Origin of the sequence: Crassaminicella profunda (assembly GCF_019884785.1) — a bacterium.
Taxonomy (GTDB): domain Bacteria; phylum Bacillota; class Clostridia; order Peptostreptococcales; family Thermotaleaceae; genus Crassaminicella; species Crassaminicella profunda.
Genome location: NZ_CP082326.1, coordinates 1274543 through 1292733 on the forward strand (window position 1 = coordinate 1274543; position 18191 = coordinate 1292733).

The following is an 18191-nucleotide window of genomic DNA, read 5'->3' on the forward strand; positions in this document are numbered from 1 at the left end:
AAAAAGTGACTATTACAAAAAAGTTTATACTATTGGTGCTAATTGGGACTGTTTTTATAGGAATGAGTATACCTTTTGGCATATATTTTGAAATTTTTATTATATACAATACGGTGTTACTCATTTTTACCATAATCGATTATTTTATTACACCCACAAAAAATACTTTTGAAATAGAAAGAATGGGTGAGTATAAATTATCCTTATTGGAAGAAGAAAATGTAAGTATTCGAATATACAATAAAGGGAAAACACCTGCTACTATAGAAGTTTTGCATGAATTTCCAAATGATTTTTTTTGCAAAAATGATTCCTTGTTGGAAAGAATTAATCCTTATTCAAGCAGTGTATTTACTTTTAGGATCATTCCTAATAAAAGAGGAGCATTTTTACTTGAGGATATATATATTAGACGATTAGGAAGATTAGGTCTTATCAAGAAGGATTTGCTTGTGAAAAATGATAAGGAATATAAAGTATATCCTAGTCTAAAAAATTTAAAAAAGTATCATATGATGATGAAGAAAGATTATTTTATCCATAGTGGCAATAAGCTTATTAAAAGAAAGTCTGATGGTAAAGAGTTTGAAAGTTTAAGAGAATATGTAAGGGGCGATGATATCAGAAAGATTAACTGGGTGAAAACAGCAAGAGAAAATAAGCTTATGGTCAATCAGTATGAACCGGAAAACAATAAACATATATATATATTGTTAGATACAGGAAGAACCATGAGCTATCGGGTAAATGAATATAGTAAGCTGGATTTGGCTATTAATGCATCGGTATTCTTATCAGATGTGGTTTGTTACAATAAAGATCAATCTGGACTTATGGTATTTAATACAAAGGTAGATACATTTATTAAACCCTCTAAAGGGGATTATCATAGAAACAGCATATTAGAAGCCCTTTATCATGTAGAAGGAACGAAACTTACATCTAACTACGATGAAGTGTTATTCTATCTTAGTAGTAAAGAAAAAAGAAGAAGTTTAATCTGTATTTTTACAGATATGGATACGTTACAAGAAGTGTATTATATAGAAAAGGGATTAGAATATATTACTAAAAAACATGAGGTTGTCATGTTTTTAGTAAAGGATGAAAAACTAGATGAAGCTATTAATATTGAAGTTACTCATCAAAAAGATGCCTTTATAAAAGGCATCGGATATAAAATGAAAAATGAAAGAAAGAAAATCATCAAAGCCCTTAATAGAAAAGGGGTAATCTGTATTGAGTGTGACAAAGAGGATATCATCTATAAAGCTGTGAATGAATATATGAGAATAAAAAACAAAGAATCTATATAGATGATTTGAAAAATTTCATATATAGGATAAGTCCTAATAATGTAAAACTTGCAAATAATAGCTTGATTATTGGTGAGATGGCAAGGGGGGTAAAGAAGCCTTCAATGATGCCTGCAACAACAAGTAATAACATGCATCCTAATAATAAGTGAGCTCCTTCTTTCCCACTTTCGATTAAACAATCTAAGCGCTTAGTTTTACCAGGAATTAGTAATCCTTTGCCTAATAATAAACCAGCTCCACCAGCGATAAAAATAGCTGTTAACTCAATGATTCCATGGGGAAGAATGAGAGATGCATATTTTATTAAATCTCCATTTAAGTATACAAGTCCAGTTAAAGCCCCAAGAAGACATCCATTGACAAAAAGAATATAAATAGTACCAATCCCTAAAAATATACCAAAGATAAAAGCTTTAAGACTAACTGTAATGTTGTTAATCATAATTGTACTCGACATAAGGGGATAATCCCACTCTCGATTTTTAAAGCTATAATCAATCGTATTAAGAAAGGCTTTAGGTAAAAAATAGTAACTATTTGAAGAATCTTGAATGACCATAATAAAACTAATAATGGCACCTAATAAAAAAACAAGAAAGCTTGATAATATAAAAAGATGATGATTTCTTAATGAGTTTGGAAAATTTTTTGTTATATAATTTTTAAAGTCAACCCAAGGATTTTTTTGAACTGTATATAGATGTTGATGGGCATGGCCAACTAAAGTGTTAAGATATTTTTCAAGCTTTGATTGTGGATAATGGGTTCTTACATAAGCTAAATGATGACTAGCAGAACGAAAAAGATATAAAAATCGTTCGATTTTTTCTGAAGGAATGTTTGTGATATTATGTTTACTAAATAAATGGACATGATTCTCAAGTTCGTCCCAATATACTTTGTTTTTTTCTATGAAAATATTTTCTTTCAATATACTCACCTCAATACTATTGTAACAAATTTTAAGTAAAGGAAAAAGGAGGAAATATCATGCAATTTGTTTCAATTACAACACCTGAAAATATAGAAGTAAAGTTTAGATTAGCAGGGGTAGGGAGTCGTGTTGTTGCAGCATTTATAGATTATTTCATTCAAGGGGCCATATACTTAATGATTATTTTTGCTTTAGCAGGAATGAGTGATCCTGTTCAATATTTTGAATCAAAAAATTCCTATTTCTTAGCAATTGTTTTATTGATCATTGCATGTGTTAATTATGGATATTTTATTGTTTCTGAGATGGTGATGGATGGAAAGACTCTAGGGAAAAAGGCATTAGGACTCCGAACCATTAGAAAAAATGGTCAACCTATGGATATAAAACATTCATTGATTAGAAATCTATTTAGAATATTTGTGGATAATTACCTAGTGGGAATACTGATGATTTTCTTTAGAGGAGATGATGCAAGACTTGGAGATATACTGGCGTCGACTATGGTGATTGAAGAAGAAAAGGAAGATTTATATCAGTATTTTGAAAATCTATCTGAGGATACACAAAACAAATTAACAGAAGAGGAAATAAAGCTCCTTATTACTTATATGAATGAAAGAGAGGATGTATTAATCGATAAAGAAGGATTACAACAAAAGATCTTAGAATATTTTACAGAGAGATATGGTCAGGTAGATGAAGATATTCTTAGAATTATAGAAAAATAATCAATAAAATCCCTTTGATTTTTATGAATCGAAGGGGTTTTAATATTTTAGAAGTAAAAATAAGAAACTTTTTTGAAGTGAAGGAGATACCAGAAATAAATGGAAGAATTACTATTAATGTTAAAGCGTAGATATTAATGACCATATTTATAAAATGTGCATATTATATTAATAAGTGAAAGAATTGAAAGGAGATATAATATGTATTATTATCCTATGTATTTTCAAAGACAAATGAAGATTAATAATAAACGTACCTATGTATTAGATTTTAAGCAAGGAGATGTAAATGGGGATGGTATTATTGACTATGTGTATTTAGTAGGAGAGAAACCTCATGGTTCACAAAGTCCTTTTAGGGATAATATAACCCTTAAGATTATTGATGGAAAGACAAATCGTTTGACTACAATTCCCCTTAAAGAAAATGCAGGATATGGACCTAGTCTTTTTTTAGGTGATTTTTCAGGCGATAAAGTAGATGATATTTACATCAGCATATTCTCAGGAGGGAGTGGCGGATATACCTTTTACTATATATACTCATTTTTAAATAATAAGCCTAAGCTAATTTTTGATTTTGAAAAATTTAATGATGCATATCCATATGATGTAAGCTATAAAGATGATTATAAAGTAGAGGTTATTAGCCAAAAAATGAATACAAAATATTTATTAGACATTCAATATAAGGGAGAAGAATACTTATCAGAGATTTATAATGAAAATGGTAAGTTGAAAGAACCTATAGAGGGATGGGTAAATCCATTAGGAGGGTTATATCCTATTGATTTTCAAGGAGATGGGACTTATGAATTATATGCAGAGCAGAGAATTGCGGGTAGATATAATGCAGATGGTTTAGGGTATGTGCAGACATCTCTTGAATGGGATAAAAATAAGTTTATACCTTTTTTCCAAACAATAGGCATTTTTGGTGAAGATATAAGCATGGGAAAAAAGGATAAAAAAAAATAGATTTTTCAGATGTTGAATATATTTACTCTGAAAAAGAAAAAGATATAAAACTAGAAGATGCATTTGCAAAAGTATATGATCTTGAGCGGGGAAAAGATCAGGTAAGATATTATTATAATAAAATTGATCTTGATGGAGATAATATCAAAGAAACCTTTGTATACCTTGTAGGACCTACTATGTGTGGAACTGGTGGATGTAGTGCTGCTATATTTAAAGAGTTTGATGAGGAATATAAATTACTTTCAAATTTTACCCTTGTCAACAATCCAATTATCATTAGTAAAAATAAAACTAACGGATATAATGATTTGATTATGTATGTTTCTGGTGGGGGGATAAAGAGCTTTTATGCAGAATTAAAATTTGATGGTACAAAATATCCACAAAATCCATCTATGGAGCCTAAGGTAAAACCAGGTACAAAAGTAGAAGGGGTTGAAATTATAGCAGATGATCTTTCTAAAAGTACCGGAATAGAATTTTAATAATCATCAAAAAACATAGTGCTCTATAGAGGGTAAAAAAAAAGAATTCTTTTATTTAAGAGAATTCTTTTTTTGTTTTTACGTTGTAATATTATCTAGAGAAGAATCTTTTTTTTCGGAAATAATTTTTAGCAGCTGTGTAGCCTTGTGTATATAAAAAATTATATTTTCCATCATTTGGACTTATATTAAAATCTATAAATGATATATCCTTTGTATCTATTTGAATAGATCTTAATTGATCTTTAGGACTATGATTATAAACATCCTGCTGAACGCTTGCAAAGGATATCAATAGATTTTCTATATATTCTATGAAGTTTTTTAGTTCATGATATTTTGGGGTGCTTTTAAATCTTGCTCCTAAAGTTTGAACATTTACACCATTAACCAGGCTATCTCTGAAATAATTAGTATCAAATATTTTTATAGGATAGTTTCTCATAATGCCACCATCACAAAATATGTGTGGCATTGATTTTTTAGCTTGTGTATCTTCATTGATTTTTATGGATTCAAAAAAGAGAGGGATAGACATAGAAATCCTTACTGCTTGAGCTACTTCCATATGAGGAGTTGTTTCATAGGAGAATACCTTGGAGCTTTTAGTAGATATATCTGTACCAATAATATATAAATCTAAAAAAGGTCTTTTGTTTTTATGAATAGAGGAATTCTTAAAATCTTCAAAGGTATAGGGTGGTAGTTTTTTAGAGGGATCAAATTGAGAGGCTATTTGTTCTTTCATCCATTCATAAAAATATTCGCTAGAATACCATCCGTAATCATTCATTAACCTGTACATACAATCAATATTTTCAAATATTTCTTCGAAATCTTTTTTTAAAGGGATTAGTATTTCATTTAAATTAGGATGTTCACTTTTTTGTGGTATTTTTCTATAATCTAATGTATCAGCTACTTTTTTCATTTCATTGAAAGACAAAGCAAAGCTTGTGATACATGCAGTGATCGCTCCAGCTGATGTTCCTGCTACTCTTTTTACATTTTGTAGTATGCCATGGTTGTATAAAAAGTCTAATACGCCTAAATAGGCTATTCCTAATACACCGCCACCTTCAAAAACTAAATTATTAATTTTATAATGAAATTTCATAGGATCACCTCTTAAAATTTGTTTATAGGGGTAAATAGTATAGGAAAATTATTGAATAAAAAAGCTACGAGTAGATGAATTTCAATGTAGTTCATGATAATGCTATGATATTCAATAATAAGTTTTATGGTGTATTTAAATTTAGAAAAAATTTTATTTATTCTAGTTAAAAGTCTATCGTTGAAAATTTCAAATGGTAGATTTTTTTATGGTAAAAATGTTATATGAAAATGAACTTTTTAAAGGATATAATACTCTTATATAGGAAAGCGGGGTGATGAGGTGGAGTTTATGATGATGGTTAAAAAAGCAAAAGAAGGAGATAAAGACGCATTGGTTCAGCTGATTATGGCAAAAAAGCAAGAGTACTACAAACTTGCATATATATATATGAAAAATAAAGAAGATGCATTGGATGCTATGGAAGATATGATTGTGATTATTTATGAAAAGATACATCAGCTAAAGAAAGAAGATGCCTTCTATAGTTGGAGTAAAACGATTTTAGTGAATTGTTGTAAAAGGCTTTTACGAAGAAAGAATAAAATTATTTCATTGGATCTTGTGAAAGAAGAAGTTCATGAGGGTGGTTTTGAGCAAAAGGATCAAGAGATCATCCTTGAAAAATATTTATCTCAATTAAATGAAAAGCATCAAGAGGCAATAAGACTCCGCTATTTTTTAGATTTAGACTATCAAACTATTGCGGATATAGTGAAAATTCCTCTTGGAACAGTAAAATCTCGTATATCCATTGGACTTAAGAAATTAAAAGAAAGTTTGGAGGTGAAGTCTCATGAATGAAGTTGAAAAAATCCTAAGAAAGAAGAAATTAGAAATAGATGAAATAGAAGTACCAGAGGAATTAGAAACAAGGTTACGGGCTGCATTAAAAAACAGGCATTCCTCTAAAACTATAAAAGGAAAATGGAAAATAAAAGTAGTAGCTTTTTTGATTGCCATGATGATGATAGGATACAATGTGGACACATTGGCTTTTTATGGGAAAAAGCTTGTTGGATATGATACACTTATGAGCAGTAATTTAAAAAATCTTAATGAATTAGAGAAAGGACAACTTATTGGAAAAAGTTATACCTTTAAGAATGGTGAAAAGATTACCTTAGATGGGATTATGCTAGATGATAATCAATTGCTAGCTTTTTATACATTGCAAGGTCTTAGTGAAAACATAGATAATGTAGGTAGTATGTCTATGGAAGGTATAGTAGGGCGTCATTATATGATGGGGGGACAAGGAGAAATTGATGAAAAAAAGAAAGAGGTTAAATGGATAATGGCTTTTGAGCCTCCATATTTCTTTGAAAAAGAATTAAGATGGACATTTACTTTGACGCAAGGGGATAAAATGGAAGAAGGAGAGATTATTTTTACATTAGATAGAAATAAGGCCATGGGACATATTCTAAAAAAAGAGATTAATAAAACAATTCAAGTAGATGAGAGTAAAATACGTTTTGAATCCATTTTAGCTTCTCCAACTACTACAGTTATAAAAGGAACTATTCAAAATATAGTAGAACTGGCTAAGGATCAAATTATTGGTGAAAGATTCAGACCTGATGAAATAGATATAAAATTGATTGCTAATGGAAAAGAACTTTTAGAACAAGGATCAGGAATGAGTACAGATATGAGTGGAATGAAGTTTGATAAGGAATATGAACCATTGCCAACGGATTTAGATAAGCTTCAAATTCAATTTGTAAGTTTTCAAGCAGATCATGATGTTCATGAAAAAATAAAGATAAATAAAGACGAAGTGAATAAATCATTGAAAATTCTCGGTCAAAATATTACAATTAATAAGGTTTATGAAGAGAATGGGGAAACTTATGTCACCATTACTACAGAAGAAAGTGTATTACTTTCAAAAGTAGTTTTAATAATAGATGGAAAAAAAATAAATCTTGAAGAGACTGTTTTAGATGAATATGATAAAAGGGGAGACGGAAGGATAAATCATACTCGAACTCTTCGATTTTTGGGAACAGGAAAGGATTTGCAATTAGACATTCACAGGATAAAGTATAATAAAATTTATAATCAATTTATAGATATACCTATGAATTGAGTATTTAATTTTTAAAATGTAATATATCATAATTTCTAAGGTTCTATAATAAATGGCAGGGGGATTCTCTGTCATTTGTTTTATTTCTACTTTGATCTTATAAGATAAATTATAGTGAATTTTTTATAGAATTATGTATAAAGGGGAACATTATTATAGCAAAACAAAAGGGTATAATTTAAAGGAGGAAATTTATGTAATTCTATAGAATTTTATATAGATGTATGTAAATTTTCAATAATGAATAATCCTACTTATTATCAGATAGAGTAATGAAGTAGTAGCCATAGGCATACATATTACAGCATGAAGAGGTGAGGCAATTGTTTCTAAAAAATATAGGTCTCGTTCTTGAGGGCGGAGGAATGAGAGGTGCATATACATCAGGGGTATTAGATGCTTTGATGGATGAAAATATAAAGGTTTCTTATGTTATTGGTGTTTCTGCTGGAGCAAATAATGGTGCTGATTTTGTTGCTGAGCAAAGAGAAAGAAATAAAAAAGTTTTTGTAGATATAGTTGGAGATAAAAGATACTTAGGGATATCTAATCTATTGAAAGAAGGAAGTTATTTTGGTATGAATTTTCTCTTTGATAAAGTACCTAATGAATTAGTTCCCTTTGATTATGAAACTTTTTTTAATTCTCCTGTAACCTTGAAGGTATGTGCAACAGATTGTGAAATTGGACAGCCTGTTTATTTTGAACACAAAGATTTTCAACCAAAATATTTTGTTGAAAAAATACTAAAAGCTTCTTGTAGTTTACCAATAATATCATTACCAGTAGAAATAAATGGGAAAAAATATCTTGATGGAGGGATGGTAGATCCCATACCAATAGAGAAATCTATCGATGATGGAAATCCTTATAATATTATTATATTAACGAGAAATAAAAATTATAGAAAGACTCCTTCTAAGTGGGGCTTTTTGACAAATGTATTTTTATATAAGTACCCTAAATTGATTAAAATTCTTAAAACAAGATATAAAAAATATAATAATTGTATTGAAAGAATTAATGATCTTGAAAATAGGGGTCATGTATATGTGTTTCGTCCTGAAAAAGAATTGTCAGTGGATCGATTTGAAAAAGATGTTTCAAAATTGAATGACTTATATGAACAGGGTTATTATGAGACCATGAATCAAATGAAGCATTTTAAAAAATGGATAAAAAGTATAGAAGAAGGCAGTACTACAGTGTAGTACTGTTTAAAGCTTTGATAGTTATCGATATAAATTCTTTGAAAGCTTCTTTAATTCGTTTTTATTTAAAATATATACTGTTTGTCCATGGTATTTTATAATTCCTTTTGATTGAAGGGTAGTAAAAGTTCTATGAAGATGACGATAAGTAGTACCTAAAAACTCAGAAATATCTTTAAAGGATGAATTTAAGATAATATAATCCTTATCTGTAATATGCTCAAGTAAATAACTAGATAAACGATTAATCAATGGATACAGTAGATTATAAGAACTGTTATTAGAAGTTGATTCAAGTTTGATACTTAAAGAATCAATCATGAATCTTAAGAATTTTATATTGTCATGACATTTTTCTCTTAAGATGTTTGCGGGAATGCCTATTAGATAACTATTTTTAACGGCTTCTACATCGGAACGAATAGAAAGATTTTTGAATAATTCAACATCTCCTAATGTATCGAATTCAGTATAAAATTCTAATAGAAGGGATTTTCCATTCTCTAGGAGAGAGAAGATTTTGATTTTACCTTCTACAAAAAAGTAATAATAAATCAATTCATTTTTAGCCTGTAAAATTTTTTCACCTTTCTCATAATGATGGAGTTCCATAAAGGAGAGCACTTCATCATCAAAAATATCATCAATATGATATTTTTTTTTATAATAATCTAGAAGCTTTGGATTAATAATTTTTTTCATAAATCCTCCTATACATGACATATGTCATAATTGAATTTCTAAAAACATGATAATCTATTTACAGATTATTGTAAAGCATGGAGGGAGCATATGTATAAAAGCTTAGCATTAAAAACAGGAGTATTACTTGCTATAATGTTATTTTTCAATGGAATGCTTACAAAGATAACAGGAGCATATTTCAGCAATTTAATTTTTCATTTAATAGGTTTTTTGTTTATATTGGCTATATGTATTGTCCGAAAGAACCAATGGTTTTATTTTAGAGAAATACCAATCATATTTTTTCTACCTGGAGTGTTAAGTGTTTTAACAATAGTATTAAACAATATTTGTATTCCTAAACTAGGGATTACATTGACTATAGGAATCAGTTTATTTGGTCAATTAATCATTTCAAATTTGATTGATCATTTTGGATTGTTTGAAATGAAAGTGAACAAGTTTAAAAAAGAAAAATTAATTGGGTTTGCCATTATTTTAGTAGGGATATTTGCCATGGTTTGGCTATAGAGAGGTGAATAAAATGTATATAGTATTAGCATTTACAACAGGTTTTTCAATAATCTTTGCAACCATACTTAATGGAAAACTTGCTCAAAAAATTGGAGTAGCCAATGGGGTCATGTTGAATTATTTAATGGGATTGTTAGCTTCTGTGATCCTTTGTTTTATGGTAAGGGATAATATTCCTTCATTTCAGGTTTTTAGTTCTATTCCATGGTATTATTTTTTAGGTGGATTTATTGGTGTAGCAGTAGTTTTTTTATTCAACATTACAGTTCCACAGATTCCAGCTGTATATATTGTAATACTGCCCTTTATTGGACAAATTTTAACAAGTTCAGTGATAGATTATTTTTATTTAGATATTTTCTCAAAAGGAAAAATAATTGGTGGATTATTATTTCTTGTAGGATTAATCTATAATGCTAGCGTTGATAAAAAATATCAAAATTTAAATTTGGATTTTGAAGACCAGTGACATTAAGTAAGTGAGCAGGAGGAGAATATTTTTCATGGAAAATAAATTTCTAATAGGAGATATGGCAAAAATCCATAATATTTCAACACAGACATTAAGATACTATGATAAGATAGGTCTTTTAAAACCTAAAATAATAGATGAAAATAATGGATATCGATATTATACCATAGAGCAGTTTGAACAATTGGATACAATAAAATATCTAAAGGTTTTAGGGATGACTTTAAAGGATATAAAGGAACATTTTGAAAAAAGAGAGATAGGGAATATTGTAAAATTACTTGAAAAGCAGAAACATTTAACTTACAAAAAAATTCAAGAACTAGAATTAATAGGAGATAAAATTGATCATAAAATTGACTGTATAAAAGACTGTATGAACATAGAAGAATATGAAAAGGTAAGGATACGAGAAATATTTGAAAGAAATATTGTTCTGGAATATATAAAGGATTCAGATTCAGCTGTTGAATTTGAACTAGCTTTAAAGAATTTACAAAACCTATTTAAGGATAATTCTTTAATGTTTACTGGAAAAATAGGCATAATTGTTCCTTCAAATCATTTAAAAACACATAGATTTGATAGGTATAATGCTGTGTATATTTTAGTAGAGGATAAGTTCAAACATAGTAACATAAAAAAATTACCTGCAGGGAAATATGCATGTATTTATCATAAAGGATCATATAGAGAAACGTATAGATCTTATAAAAAATTATTAGATTATTTAAAGGACCATCATTATGAAATTATAGGAGATGCTATAGAAATTGGCTTAGTAGATGTTTCTGTAACACTAAATGAAGAGGAATATATAACAGAAATTCAAGTTCCAATAAAATAATCTCTTGACCTTATAGTAACTATAAGGTATAAAATAACCTCTGTTAAATGAAAGGGAGGTTATTTTGTTATGAAAAAAGCATTAGACTTAAAAAAAGATTCTGTTTCTAAATTATTTTTTAACTATCTTATTCCCGCAGTTATGGGTATGCTCATCATGTCTTTACATATAGTAATAGATGGTATATTTGTAGGACGGGGGATTGGAAGTGATGGATTAGCGGCTGTAAATATTGTAGTACCTTTTTTTTCATTATTTGCAGCTATGGGTATATTAATTGGATTAGGGGGTGCAACGGTAGTTTCCATTAAATTTGGTGAAGGGAAAGAGGAAGAAGGCAATAGCATTTTCACCCAATCAATAGTAATAGCTATAATAATAAGTATTATTATTACTGTTGTGAGTGAATTAAACATAGAAAAGCTCTCTTATATATTAGGAGCAAATGATAAAATATTACTCTTTGTAAAAGAGTATATGCGTGTAATAATATTTTTTGCACCCATATTTATTTTAGTAGATGTGCTGAACTGTTTTGTGAGAAATGACAGAGCACCTAAATTATCAATGTATGCTATGATTATAGGGGCAATTATTAATTGTTGTCTAGATTATATTTTTATTTTTAAATTTCATTGGGAACTAAGTGGAGCAGCTTTAGCAACAGGGATTAGCAATATATTATCTATTACTATATTATTGATGCATTTTATGTTTAAAAAAGGAGATCTAAAATTTGTTAGAACAAGATTTGTAGTAAATGATATGATAAGAATTTTTAAGAATGGTTTTCCAAATTTTTTAGCAGAAATGTCTTTGGCCGCAGTTACATTAGTATTTAATTTAGTTTTGATGAAAATGCTTGGAGAAATAGGGGTATCAGCTTATGGAATAATAAATTATATTCATGCATTAATGCTGATGGTTTTTATTGGAATATCCCAGGCGGTACAGCCAATAATTAGTTACAATTATGGTGCTAAAGAATATGAAAGAGCAAGAGAAAGCTTTAAACTAGCAGTGGAGGTATCTGTGGTATTTGGAATATGTTTTTTCATGTCAGGCATACTATTTGGAAAAAACATGGTTAAATTATTCAACAATAATAATATAGAGTTAATGGAATTGACGACTAGTGGTATAAAAATTTATTTTATAAATTATTTGTTTATGGGAGTGAATATGGTAACAGCTTCATATTTTCAAGCTATTGAAAAAACAAAATTTTCAACCATTATTACTTTGAACAGAGGATTAATACTCATTATGGCTGGATTATTTATTCTTCCTAAAATATTTAAAATAAATGGAATTTGGATAACCACTCCTGTAGCAGAAGCAGTGACTCTTTTTGTATGTTGGGTTTTATTAAAAACTTATAAAAGAGAAATTGAAAAATTTAAATTAATAGAGGAACATTAGAAAAATCTCCTGATTTTCTAATGTGAATATTATTAATGTATTATTTTAAAATTACTGTAAGATTTGGAGGTTATTATAATGAAAGACAAAAAAATAGAATACAAAATATTACGCCCTAGAATACCCAAAGAGTTAGATGAGTTTTATTTTTCTAATGATGATATTCAAAATGAAGATACTTTTTCTATGAGTGTTGTTTCTAGTTGTTCCATTGAAAATCAAATTGCTCAACAAATAAGTTTTAAACAGATGATCTTTAGAAATGTTACATTTAAAGAAGTATCTTTTGAAGGCATTGATTTAACAGATGTTATATTTGAAAATTGTGATTTATCAAATGTAGACTTTCGTGGAGCTATTATACACAGGGTAGAAATGAAAAATTGTAAAATTTTAGGAATAGATTTGAGTGAGGCAACGTTACAAAATGTAGTATTGGAGGATTGTAATGGTAATTATGCTTTTTTTAGATTTACAAAATGTAAACAGGTGAATTTTAAAAATTGTGTATTGAATGACACGGATTTTCAAGAAGCTAAATTTACTAAGGTTGGGTTTAATCATTGTAATTTAGCACAATCTCAAATGTCAGGAACAAAATTAAAAGGGATGGATTTTAGTAATTGTGAAATAGAAGGAATAGGTGTAAGAATGGAGGATTTATATGGAGTTATTGTTTCTCCTATGCAAGCTGTTTCTCTTTCAAAACTTCTTGGGATTATTATTAAAATATAACCATATAAATGCAAAATTAAAATAGTAATGAAATCATCCTTATGAAATATAATTATATAGAAAGAGAGTGAGTTTTGATTGAGATCTTATGATGGTAGAAAAATATAAAGTATTATTTATATGTTGACAAACGTTTTCTTCTTGTGGTATCATTTATGTAACAATTAAATGATAATTTAGGTGTGTTACTGTGATGCAGGCGTAAACCTATGTACAAATACAAGAAGAAGGGTATTTGTGTGTAGGTTTGCGTCTTTTTGTTTTAAAGCTCATACAGGAGGGATTCTATTGGGGAAATACAATTTTAGGATATTAAAGATTTTAAATAATAATATCGTATTAGCTTATGACTTTCAAAACAAAGAAGATACTATATTAATTGGAACAGGTATAGGTTTTGGGAAAAAAGAAAATAAAAAGGTTTATATTCCAAGGGAGAAGATACAAAAATCCTTTGTCGGTTATGATGAAAAGATGAAAAATAAGTACTTTAGTCTTGTAAAACAAATAGATCCGAAGATTATAGAAATAAGCGAGGAAATTATAGAGAAAGCAGAAAACAAATTAGGGGAGTTAAATAAACATATTCACATTTTGCTTACAGACCATATTGGTTTTGCAATTGAACGAGTTCGAACAGGCCTTGAAATAACAAATCCATTTATTGATGAAATTAAGCTACTATATCCAGATGAATTTACGATTGCCTCCCAAGGAATTAAGAGGATCAAGGAAACATTAAATGCAGATTTAGGATATGGTGAAATAGGATTTATAGCCACACATCTTCATTCAGCTAGGAAGAATACCCATGTAAAAGAGACGATAAAAAATACTAGACTATTATATGAAATCATCGAAATTATAGAAAAAGATTTAAATGTAAAAATATGCAAAACAGATTATGATTACAAAAGATTAATCAATCATTTACAAGGGGCATTAAATAGAATAAAAAATAATATATATATAGAAAATCCTCTTTTAGAGAACATAAAGGAAAAGTTTAAAGAATCCTATAAAATTATCAAGAAAATAAGAGTTAAAATTGAAGAAACATATGAGGTAGAGGTTCCGGAACAGGAACTAGGATATATGGCAATTCATATACAAAGATTAAAAACTAAATGAGAAATCAGGAACGTTACTGTTAAATCAGGCGTAAACCTATTAGATGGAAAGAGTTTTCTGTCTTATGGTTTATGCCTTTTTTATATATAATAAATCATTTATTAAAAGGAGGAATCATTATGAGTAATACGTTTGGAAAACTTCAGAAGCTAGGGAAATCTTTAATGTTGCCTATTGCAGTAATGCCAGTGGTAGCCTTACTTTTAAGATTTGGAGTGTTACTAAAAATACCTTTTATTACAGCAGCAGGAAGTGCTGTATTTGATCATCTGCCAATATTATTTGCTATTGGTGTAGCTATAGGTATTGCAAAAGATAATCATGGAGCAGCAGGTCTTGCAGGTGCTATAGGATACTTTACAGCTACAGCTGTTGCACCAACTTTTAACGAAGCAATAGAAGTGAAAAAAATGGGTGTTTTAGCAGGGATGATTGCAGGGATTGTAGCAGGAAATCTTTATAATAAGTATCATGACATTAAGTTGCCAGATTTTTTAGGATTCTTTGGGGGAAAGCGTTTTGTTCCAATTGTAACTTCTTTAGTATCTATTCTTATTGGTGTTATTTATGGATTTGTATGGCCATATGTTCAAGAAGCAATTGATGTTATTGCCAATTGGATTATAGGAGCAGGAGCTCCTGGATACTTTGTATTTGGTACAGTAAATAGATTGTTAATTCCAACAGGACTTCATCATATCTTGAATAGTGTTGTGTGGTTTGTATTTGGAGAGTTTAATGGAGCTACAGGAGATTTAGGAAGATTCTTTGCAGGAGATCCAAATGCAGGATTATTTATGACTGGATTTTTCCCTGTAATGATGTTTGGTCTTCCTGCAGCAGCACTTGCTATGTATACTACAGCTAAAAAAGAAAATAAAAAGGCAGTAGGAGGGGCTTTATTATCTGTTGCGTTTACAGCATTTTTAACAGGAATTACAGAACCAATTGAATTTATGTTTATGTTCCTAGCTCCAGGACTATATGTTATCCATGCCCTATTAACAGGAGTTTCATTAGCGGTAACAAATGTTTTAGGGATTCATCATGGATTTGGTTTTTCAGCAGGAGCACTAGATTTTGGAATAAATATGAATTTAGCAACGAAAGGATGGCTTTTAATCCCTATAGGATTGGTATTCTTTGTGGTATATTATGTTATATTTGTTTTTGCAATCAAGAAATTTGATATCAAAACTCCAGGAAGAGAAGATTTAGATGAAAATGCAGTAGAGTTTAGCAAAGTAGATGATTTAGATGGATTAGCTAAAGACTATTTAGTAGCTTTAGGAGGAAAAGAAAATATTGTGGAATTAGATTCTTGTATTACAAGATTAAGACTTACATTGAAGGACTCAGGAAGGGTTGATGAAAAAGGATTGAAAAATCTTGGCGCATCAGGAGTATTAAAAATTAATGATAAAAACGTACAGGTTATTGTAGGAACAAAGGTAGAAATATTATCTACTAGAATGAAGAAGCTGTTATAACAGCTTCTTCATCTACCTGATTTATGAATTTAAATAGGTTTATAATATGGATAAATGTATTTAATTTCATAAAGGAAATGTAAGGAGAGGATTTTATGAAAGCTATTATCAATGCTAAAATCATTTTAGAAGAGGGTATTTTAAATGATTTTGTACTTTTATATACAAATAAAATAGTAGATCTAGTTAAAAAAAATGATTTTAAACAATTAGATTATGTAGGAGAAATCATAGATGCAAAAGGCAACTTTGTATCTCCCGGGTTAATTGATCTTCATATACATGGGTCAGCAGGTTTTGATACGATGGATGCTACTATTGATGCAATAAATAAGATTTCAAAATCTATAGCCAAAACAGGAGTAACTTGTTTTTTACCTGCAACAATGACCTTGTCTAAAGAAGCTATAAAAAAAGCATTAGAAAATATCAGAGCGTGTATGAATAAAAAATTAGAAGGCGCAAAAGTTTTAGGTGCACATCTAGAAGGGCCTTTTATTAGTAAAAAATATAGAGGGGCTCAAAATGAAAAATATATTATAAAACCTGATTATGAGTTTGTAAAACCTTATTTAGATCTATTAAAAATTATAACTTTTGCACCAGAGGAAGATGAAAATAGTCTATTTATAGAAAAGATGAAAAAACATAAAAATATAAAGCTTTCCATGGGCCATACAGGAGCTACTTTTGAACAAGCACTAAAAGCCATAGATGGAGGAGTTCATTGTGTAACACATACCTTTAATGGGATGACAGGACTTCATCATAGAAATCCAGGGGTCATAGGAGCTGTATTTTCAAGGGATATATTTTGTGAACTCATTGCAGATAAGATTCATGTGCATAAAGGTTTTTTTCAGGCTTTTATAGACATTAATAAAAAAAATCGAATTATTTTAATCACAGATTCTATGAGAGCAGGATGCATGATTTGTGGAGAATATGAATTAGGGGGTAAAAAGGTAATTGTAGATAAAAAATCTGCAAGGCTTGAGGATGGGACTCTAGCAGGAAGCATACTTAAATTAAATGAAGCTGTAAGGAATATTAGAGATCATACGAATTACAAATTGAATGAAATTATCAATATGGCAAGTATAAATCCCGCAAAAGCCATAGGAGTAGATAATCAACTAGGGAGTATCCAAAAAGGGAAAATTGCAGATTTTGTTATTTTTGATGAAGATATGAATGTGATTTGTACCATAATAGATGGAAATATAGTATATGAGGTGAAAACGAATGAGGATTATTTGCGTTGACAATTATGATCAGATGAGTAAAAAAGCTGCGAATATTGTAGCTAGCCAACTGATTTTAAAGCCTGATAGTGTTCTAGGATTGGCTACAGGTGCTACCCCTTTAGGAATGTATAAACAGCTTATAAAAACCTATGAAGAGGGTCATATTGACTTTGAAGAAGTGACTACTTTTAATCTTGATGAATATTGCGACCTAAATAAGGAAGATGAGCAAAGCTATTACTATTATATGTATGAAAATTTTTTTAAACATATCAACATAAACATAAAAAATTTAAATATCCCAAATGGTAGGGCAATGGATATTCATAAAGAATCTTTAGAATATGAAAGAAAGATTAGAAAAAGTGGAGGTATAGATTTACAAGTTTTGGGAATCGGAAGGAATGGACATATAGGATTTAATGAACCAGATATAAAATTTGAAGCTCTTACCCATATGGTAAAGTTAGACGAGCAGACTATAGAGGATAACTCAAGATTCTTTGATTCGATAAAAGACGTACCTACAAAAGCCATAAGTATGGGAATAAAAACGATTATGCATGCTAAAAAGATTATACTTTTAGCAAGTGGAAAAGAAAAAGCAGAGGTTATTTATGGAGCTATTTATGGTAAAATAACTCCTGAACTTCCTGCATCTGTTTTACAGTTACATCCAGACGTGGTTTTTGTGATGGATAAGGAAGCTGCATCAAAATTAGATTTAGAAAAATTAAAAGAAGAATACTTGTAGGA

19 protein-coding genes are annotated in these 18191 nt (G+C 29.2%); 16 read left to right on the forward strand and 3 right to left on the reverse strand.

The window, feature by feature from the left end; genetic code table 11:
* The first annotated feature begins 5 nt into the window (after positions 1 to 5).
* A complete protein-coding gene (locus tag K7H06_RS05690) occupies positions 6 to 1316 on the forward strand; it encodes a DUF58 domain-containing protein (RefSeq protein ID WP_223038920.1) in 1311 nt (436 codons plus the stop codon).
* On the opposite strand, the gene K7H06_RS05695 is transcribed toward K7H06_RS05690, so the two are convergent.
* On the reverse strand, positions 1309 to 2250 hold the full coding sequence (locus K7H06_RS05695) for a stage II sporulation protein M (RefSeq protein ID WP_223038921.1): 942 nt from the start codon (positions 2248 to 2250) through the stop codon (positions 1309 to 1311). The genes K7H06_RS05690 and K7H06_RS05695 overlap by 8 nt on opposite strands.
* A gap of 59 nt (positions 2251 to 2309) precedes the next feature.
* Here K7H06_RS05695 and K7H06_RS05700 point away from each other — a divergent pair, with 59 nt between their 5' ends.
* The 3 genes from K7H06_RS05700 (at position 2310) to K7H06_RS05710 (ending at position 4450) form a co-directional block, all read left to right on the forward strand.
* Positions 2310 to 2984, forward strand: coding sequence for an RDD family protein (locus K7H06_RS05700; protein ID WP_223038922.1), 675 nt, complete (start codon positions 2310 to 2312; stop codon positions 2982 to 2984).
* 201 nt (positions 2985 to 3185) lie between these two features.
* A complete protein-coding gene (locus K7H06_RS05705; protein ID WP_223038923.1) occupies positions 3186 to 3962 on the forward strand; it encodes a VCBS repeat-containing protein in 777 nt (258 codons plus the stop codon).
* A 179-nt stretch (positions 3963 to 4141) separates the two neighbouring features.
* Positions 4142 to 4450 (forward strand): hypothetical protein, encoded by a 309-nt coding sequence (locus tag K7H06_RS05710; RefSeq protein WP_223038924.1) that lies wholly within the window; start codon positions 4142 to 4144, stop codon positions 4448 to 4450.
* Positions 4451 to 4541: 91 nt separating this feature from the next.
* On the opposite strand, the gene K7H06_RS05715 is transcribed toward K7H06_RS05710, so the two are convergent.
* Entirely contained in the window at positions 4542 to 5567 is a 1026-nt protein-coding gene (locus K7H06_RS05715; RefSeq protein ID WP_223038925.1) for a patatin-like phospholipase family protein, read from the reverse strand.
* Between the two features lie 294 nt (positions 5568 to 5861).
* Here K7H06_RS05715 and K7H06_RS05720 point away from each other — a divergent pair, with 294 nt between their 5' ends.
* The 3 genes from K7H06_RS05720 to K7H06_RS05730 all read left to right on the forward strand — a co-directional run bounded on the left by K7H06_RS05720 (position 5862) and on the right by K7H06_RS05730 (position 8873).
* Positions 5862 to 6371 carry a sigma-70 family RNA polymerase sigma factor gene (locus tag K7H06_RS05720; RefSeq protein WP_425514938.1) on the forward strand — a complete coding sequence of 170 codons (510 nt, stop codon included), beginning with the start codon at positions 5862 to 5864 and terminating at the stop codon, positions 6369 to 6371.
* Positions 6364 to 7662 (forward strand): DUF4179 domain-containing protein, encoded by a 1299-nt coding sequence (locus tag K7H06_RS05725; RefSeq protein ID WP_223038927.1) that lies wholly within the window; start codon positions 6364 to 6366, stop codon positions 7660 to 7662. The genes K7H06_RS05720 and K7H06_RS05725 overlap by 8 nt, the downstream gene beginning before the upstream one ends.
* 323 nt (positions 7663 to 7985) lie before the next feature.
* Entirely contained in the window at positions 7986 to 8873 is an 888-nt protein-coding gene (locus K7H06_RS05730; RefSeq protein ID WP_246637638.1) for a patatin-like phospholipase family protein, read from the forward strand.
* Positions 8874 to 8894: 21 nt separating this feature from the next.
* Here K7H06_RS05730 and K7H06_RS05735 read toward each other — a convergent pair whose 3' ends face one another.
* Entirely contained in the window at positions 8895 to 9575 is a 681-nt protein-coding gene (locus tag K7H06_RS05735; RefSeq protein WP_223038928.1) for a Crp/Fnr family transcriptional regulator, read from the reverse strand.
* A 90-nt stretch (positions 9576 to 9665) separates the two neighbouring features.
* Here K7H06_RS05735 and K7H06_RS05740 point away from each other — a divergent pair, with 90 nt between their 5' ends.
* The 9 genes from K7H06_RS05740 (at position 9666) to nagB (ending at position 18189) form a co-directional block, all read left to right on the forward strand.
* Positions 9666 to 10088: a DMT family transporter gene (locus tag K7H06_RS05740; protein ID WP_223038929.1), complete on the forward strand. Its 423-nt coding sequence runs from the start codon at positions 9666 to 9668 to the stop codon at positions 10086 to 10088.
* 13 nt (positions 10089 to 10101) lie between these two features.
* Positions 10102 to 10560 carry a DMT family transporter gene (locus K7H06_RS05745; RefSeq protein ID WP_223038930.1) on the forward strand — a complete coding sequence of 153 codons (459 nt, stop codon included), beginning with the start codon at positions 10102 to 10104 and terminating at the stop codon, positions 10558 to 10560.
* Positions 10561 to 10594: 34 nt separating this feature from the next.
* On the forward strand, positions 10595 to 11410 hold the full coding sequence (locus K7H06_RS05750; RefSeq protein WP_223038931.1) for a MerR family transcriptional regulator: 816 nt from the start codon (positions 10595 to 10597) through the stop codon (positions 11408 to 11410).
* 69 nt (positions 11411 to 11479) lie between these two features.
* The gene (locus K7H06_RS05755) at positions 11480 to 12832 is read left to right on the forward strand and encodes an MATE family efflux transporter (RefSeq protein WP_223038932.1); all 1353 of its coding nucleotides are present in this window, start codon (positions 11480 to 11482) and stop codon (positions 12830 to 12832) included.
* Positions 12833 to 12910: 78 nt separating this feature from the next.
* A complete protein-coding gene (locus K7H06_RS05760; RefSeq protein ID WP_223038933.1) occupies positions 12911 to 13567 on the forward strand; it encodes a pentapeptide repeat-containing protein in 657 nt (218 codons plus the stop codon).
* 288 nt (positions 13568 to 13855) lie between these two features.
* Positions 13856 to 14698, forward strand: a complete 843-nt coding sequence (locus K7H06_RS05765; protein ID WP_223038934.1) for a PRD domain-containing protein — start codon at positions 13856 to 13858, stop codon at positions 14696 to 14698.
* Between the two features lie 119 nt (positions 14699 to 14817).
* The gene (gene nagE, locus K7H06_RS05770; protein ID WP_223038935.1) at positions 14818 to 16188 is read left to right on the forward strand and encodes an N-acetylglucosamine-specific PTS transporter subunit IIBC; all 1371 of its coding nucleotides are present in this window, start codon (positions 14818 to 14820) and stop codon (positions 16186 to 16188) included.
* Positions 16189 to 16283: 95 nt separating this feature from the next.
* Positions 16284 to 17453: an N-acetylglucosamine-6-phosphate deacetylase gene (gene nagA, locus K7H06_RS05775; protein WP_223038936.1), complete on the forward strand. Its 1170-nt coding sequence runs from the start codon at positions 16284 to 16286 to the stop codon at positions 17451 to 17453.
* Positions 17434 to 18189, forward strand: a complete 756-nt coding sequence (gene nagB, locus K7H06_RS05780; RefSeq protein ID WP_223038937.1) for a glucosamine-6-phosphate deaminase — start codon at positions 17434 to 17436, stop codon at positions 18187 to 18189. The genes nagA and nagB overlap by 20 nt, the downstream gene beginning before the upstream one ends.
* Positions 18190 to 18191 lie beyond the last annotated feature (2 nt).

Bases quoted from the DNA above. Each gene is read 5' to 3' on its own strand.
- K7H06_RS05700 (WP_223038922.1), top strand. From the start codon at position 2,310: ATGCAATTTGTTTCAATTACAACACCTGAAAATATAGAAGTAAAGTTT.
- K7H06_RS05705 (WP_223038923.1), top strand. From the start codon at position 3,186: ATGTATTATTATCCTATGTATTTTCAAAGACAAATGAAGATTAATAAT.
- K7H06_RS05710 (WP_223038924.1), top strand. From the start codon at position 4,142: ATGTGTGGAACTGGTGGATGTAGTGCTGCTATATTTAAAGAGTTTGAT.
- K7H06_RS05715 (WP_223038925.1), bottom strand. From the start codon at position 5,567: ATGAAATTTCATTATAAAATTAATAATTTAGTTTTTGAAGGTGGCGGT.
- K7H06_RS05720 (WP_425514938.1), top strand. From the start codon at position 5,862: ATGATGGTTAAAAAAGCAAAAGAAGGAGATAAAGACGCATTGGTTCAG.
- K7H06_RS05725 (WP_223038927.1), top strand. From the start codon at position 6,364: ATGAATGAAGTTGAAAAAATCCTAAGAAAGAAGAAATTAGAAATAGAT.
- K7H06_RS05735 (WP_223038928.1), bottom strand. From the start codon at position 9,575: ATGAAAAAAATTATTAATCCAAAGCTTCTAGATTATTATAAAAAAAAA.
- K7H06_RS05740 (WP_223038929.1), top strand. From the start codon at position 9,666: ATGTATAAAAGCTTAGCATTAAAAACAGGAGTATTACTTGCTATAATG.
- K7H06_RS05745 (WP_223038930.1), top strand. From the start codon at position 10,102: ATGTATATAGTATTAGCATTTACAACAGGTTTTTCAATAATCTTTGCA.
- K7H06_RS05750 (WP_223038931.1), top strand. From the start codon at position 10,595: ATGGAAAATAAATTTCTAATAGGAGATATGGCAAAAATCCATAATATT.
- K7H06_RS05755 (WP_223038932.1), top strand. From the start codon at position 11,480: ATGAAAAAAGCATTAGACTTAAAAAAAGATTCTGTTTCTAAATTATTT.
- K7H06_RS05760 (WP_223038933.1), top strand. From the start codon at position 12,911: ATGAAAGACAAAAAAATAGAATACAAAATATTACGCCCTAGAATACCC.
- nagE (WP_223038935.1), top strand. From the start codon at position 14,818: ATGAGTAATACGTTTGGAAAACTTCAGAAGCTAGGGAAATCTTTAATG.
- nagA (WP_223038936.1), top strand. From the start codon at position 16,284: ATGAAAGCTATTATCAATGCTAAAATCATTTTAGAAGAGGGTATTTTA.
- nagB (WP_223038937.1), top strand. From the start codon at position 17,434: ATGAGGATTATTTGCGTTGACAATTATGATCAGATGAGTAAAAAAGCT.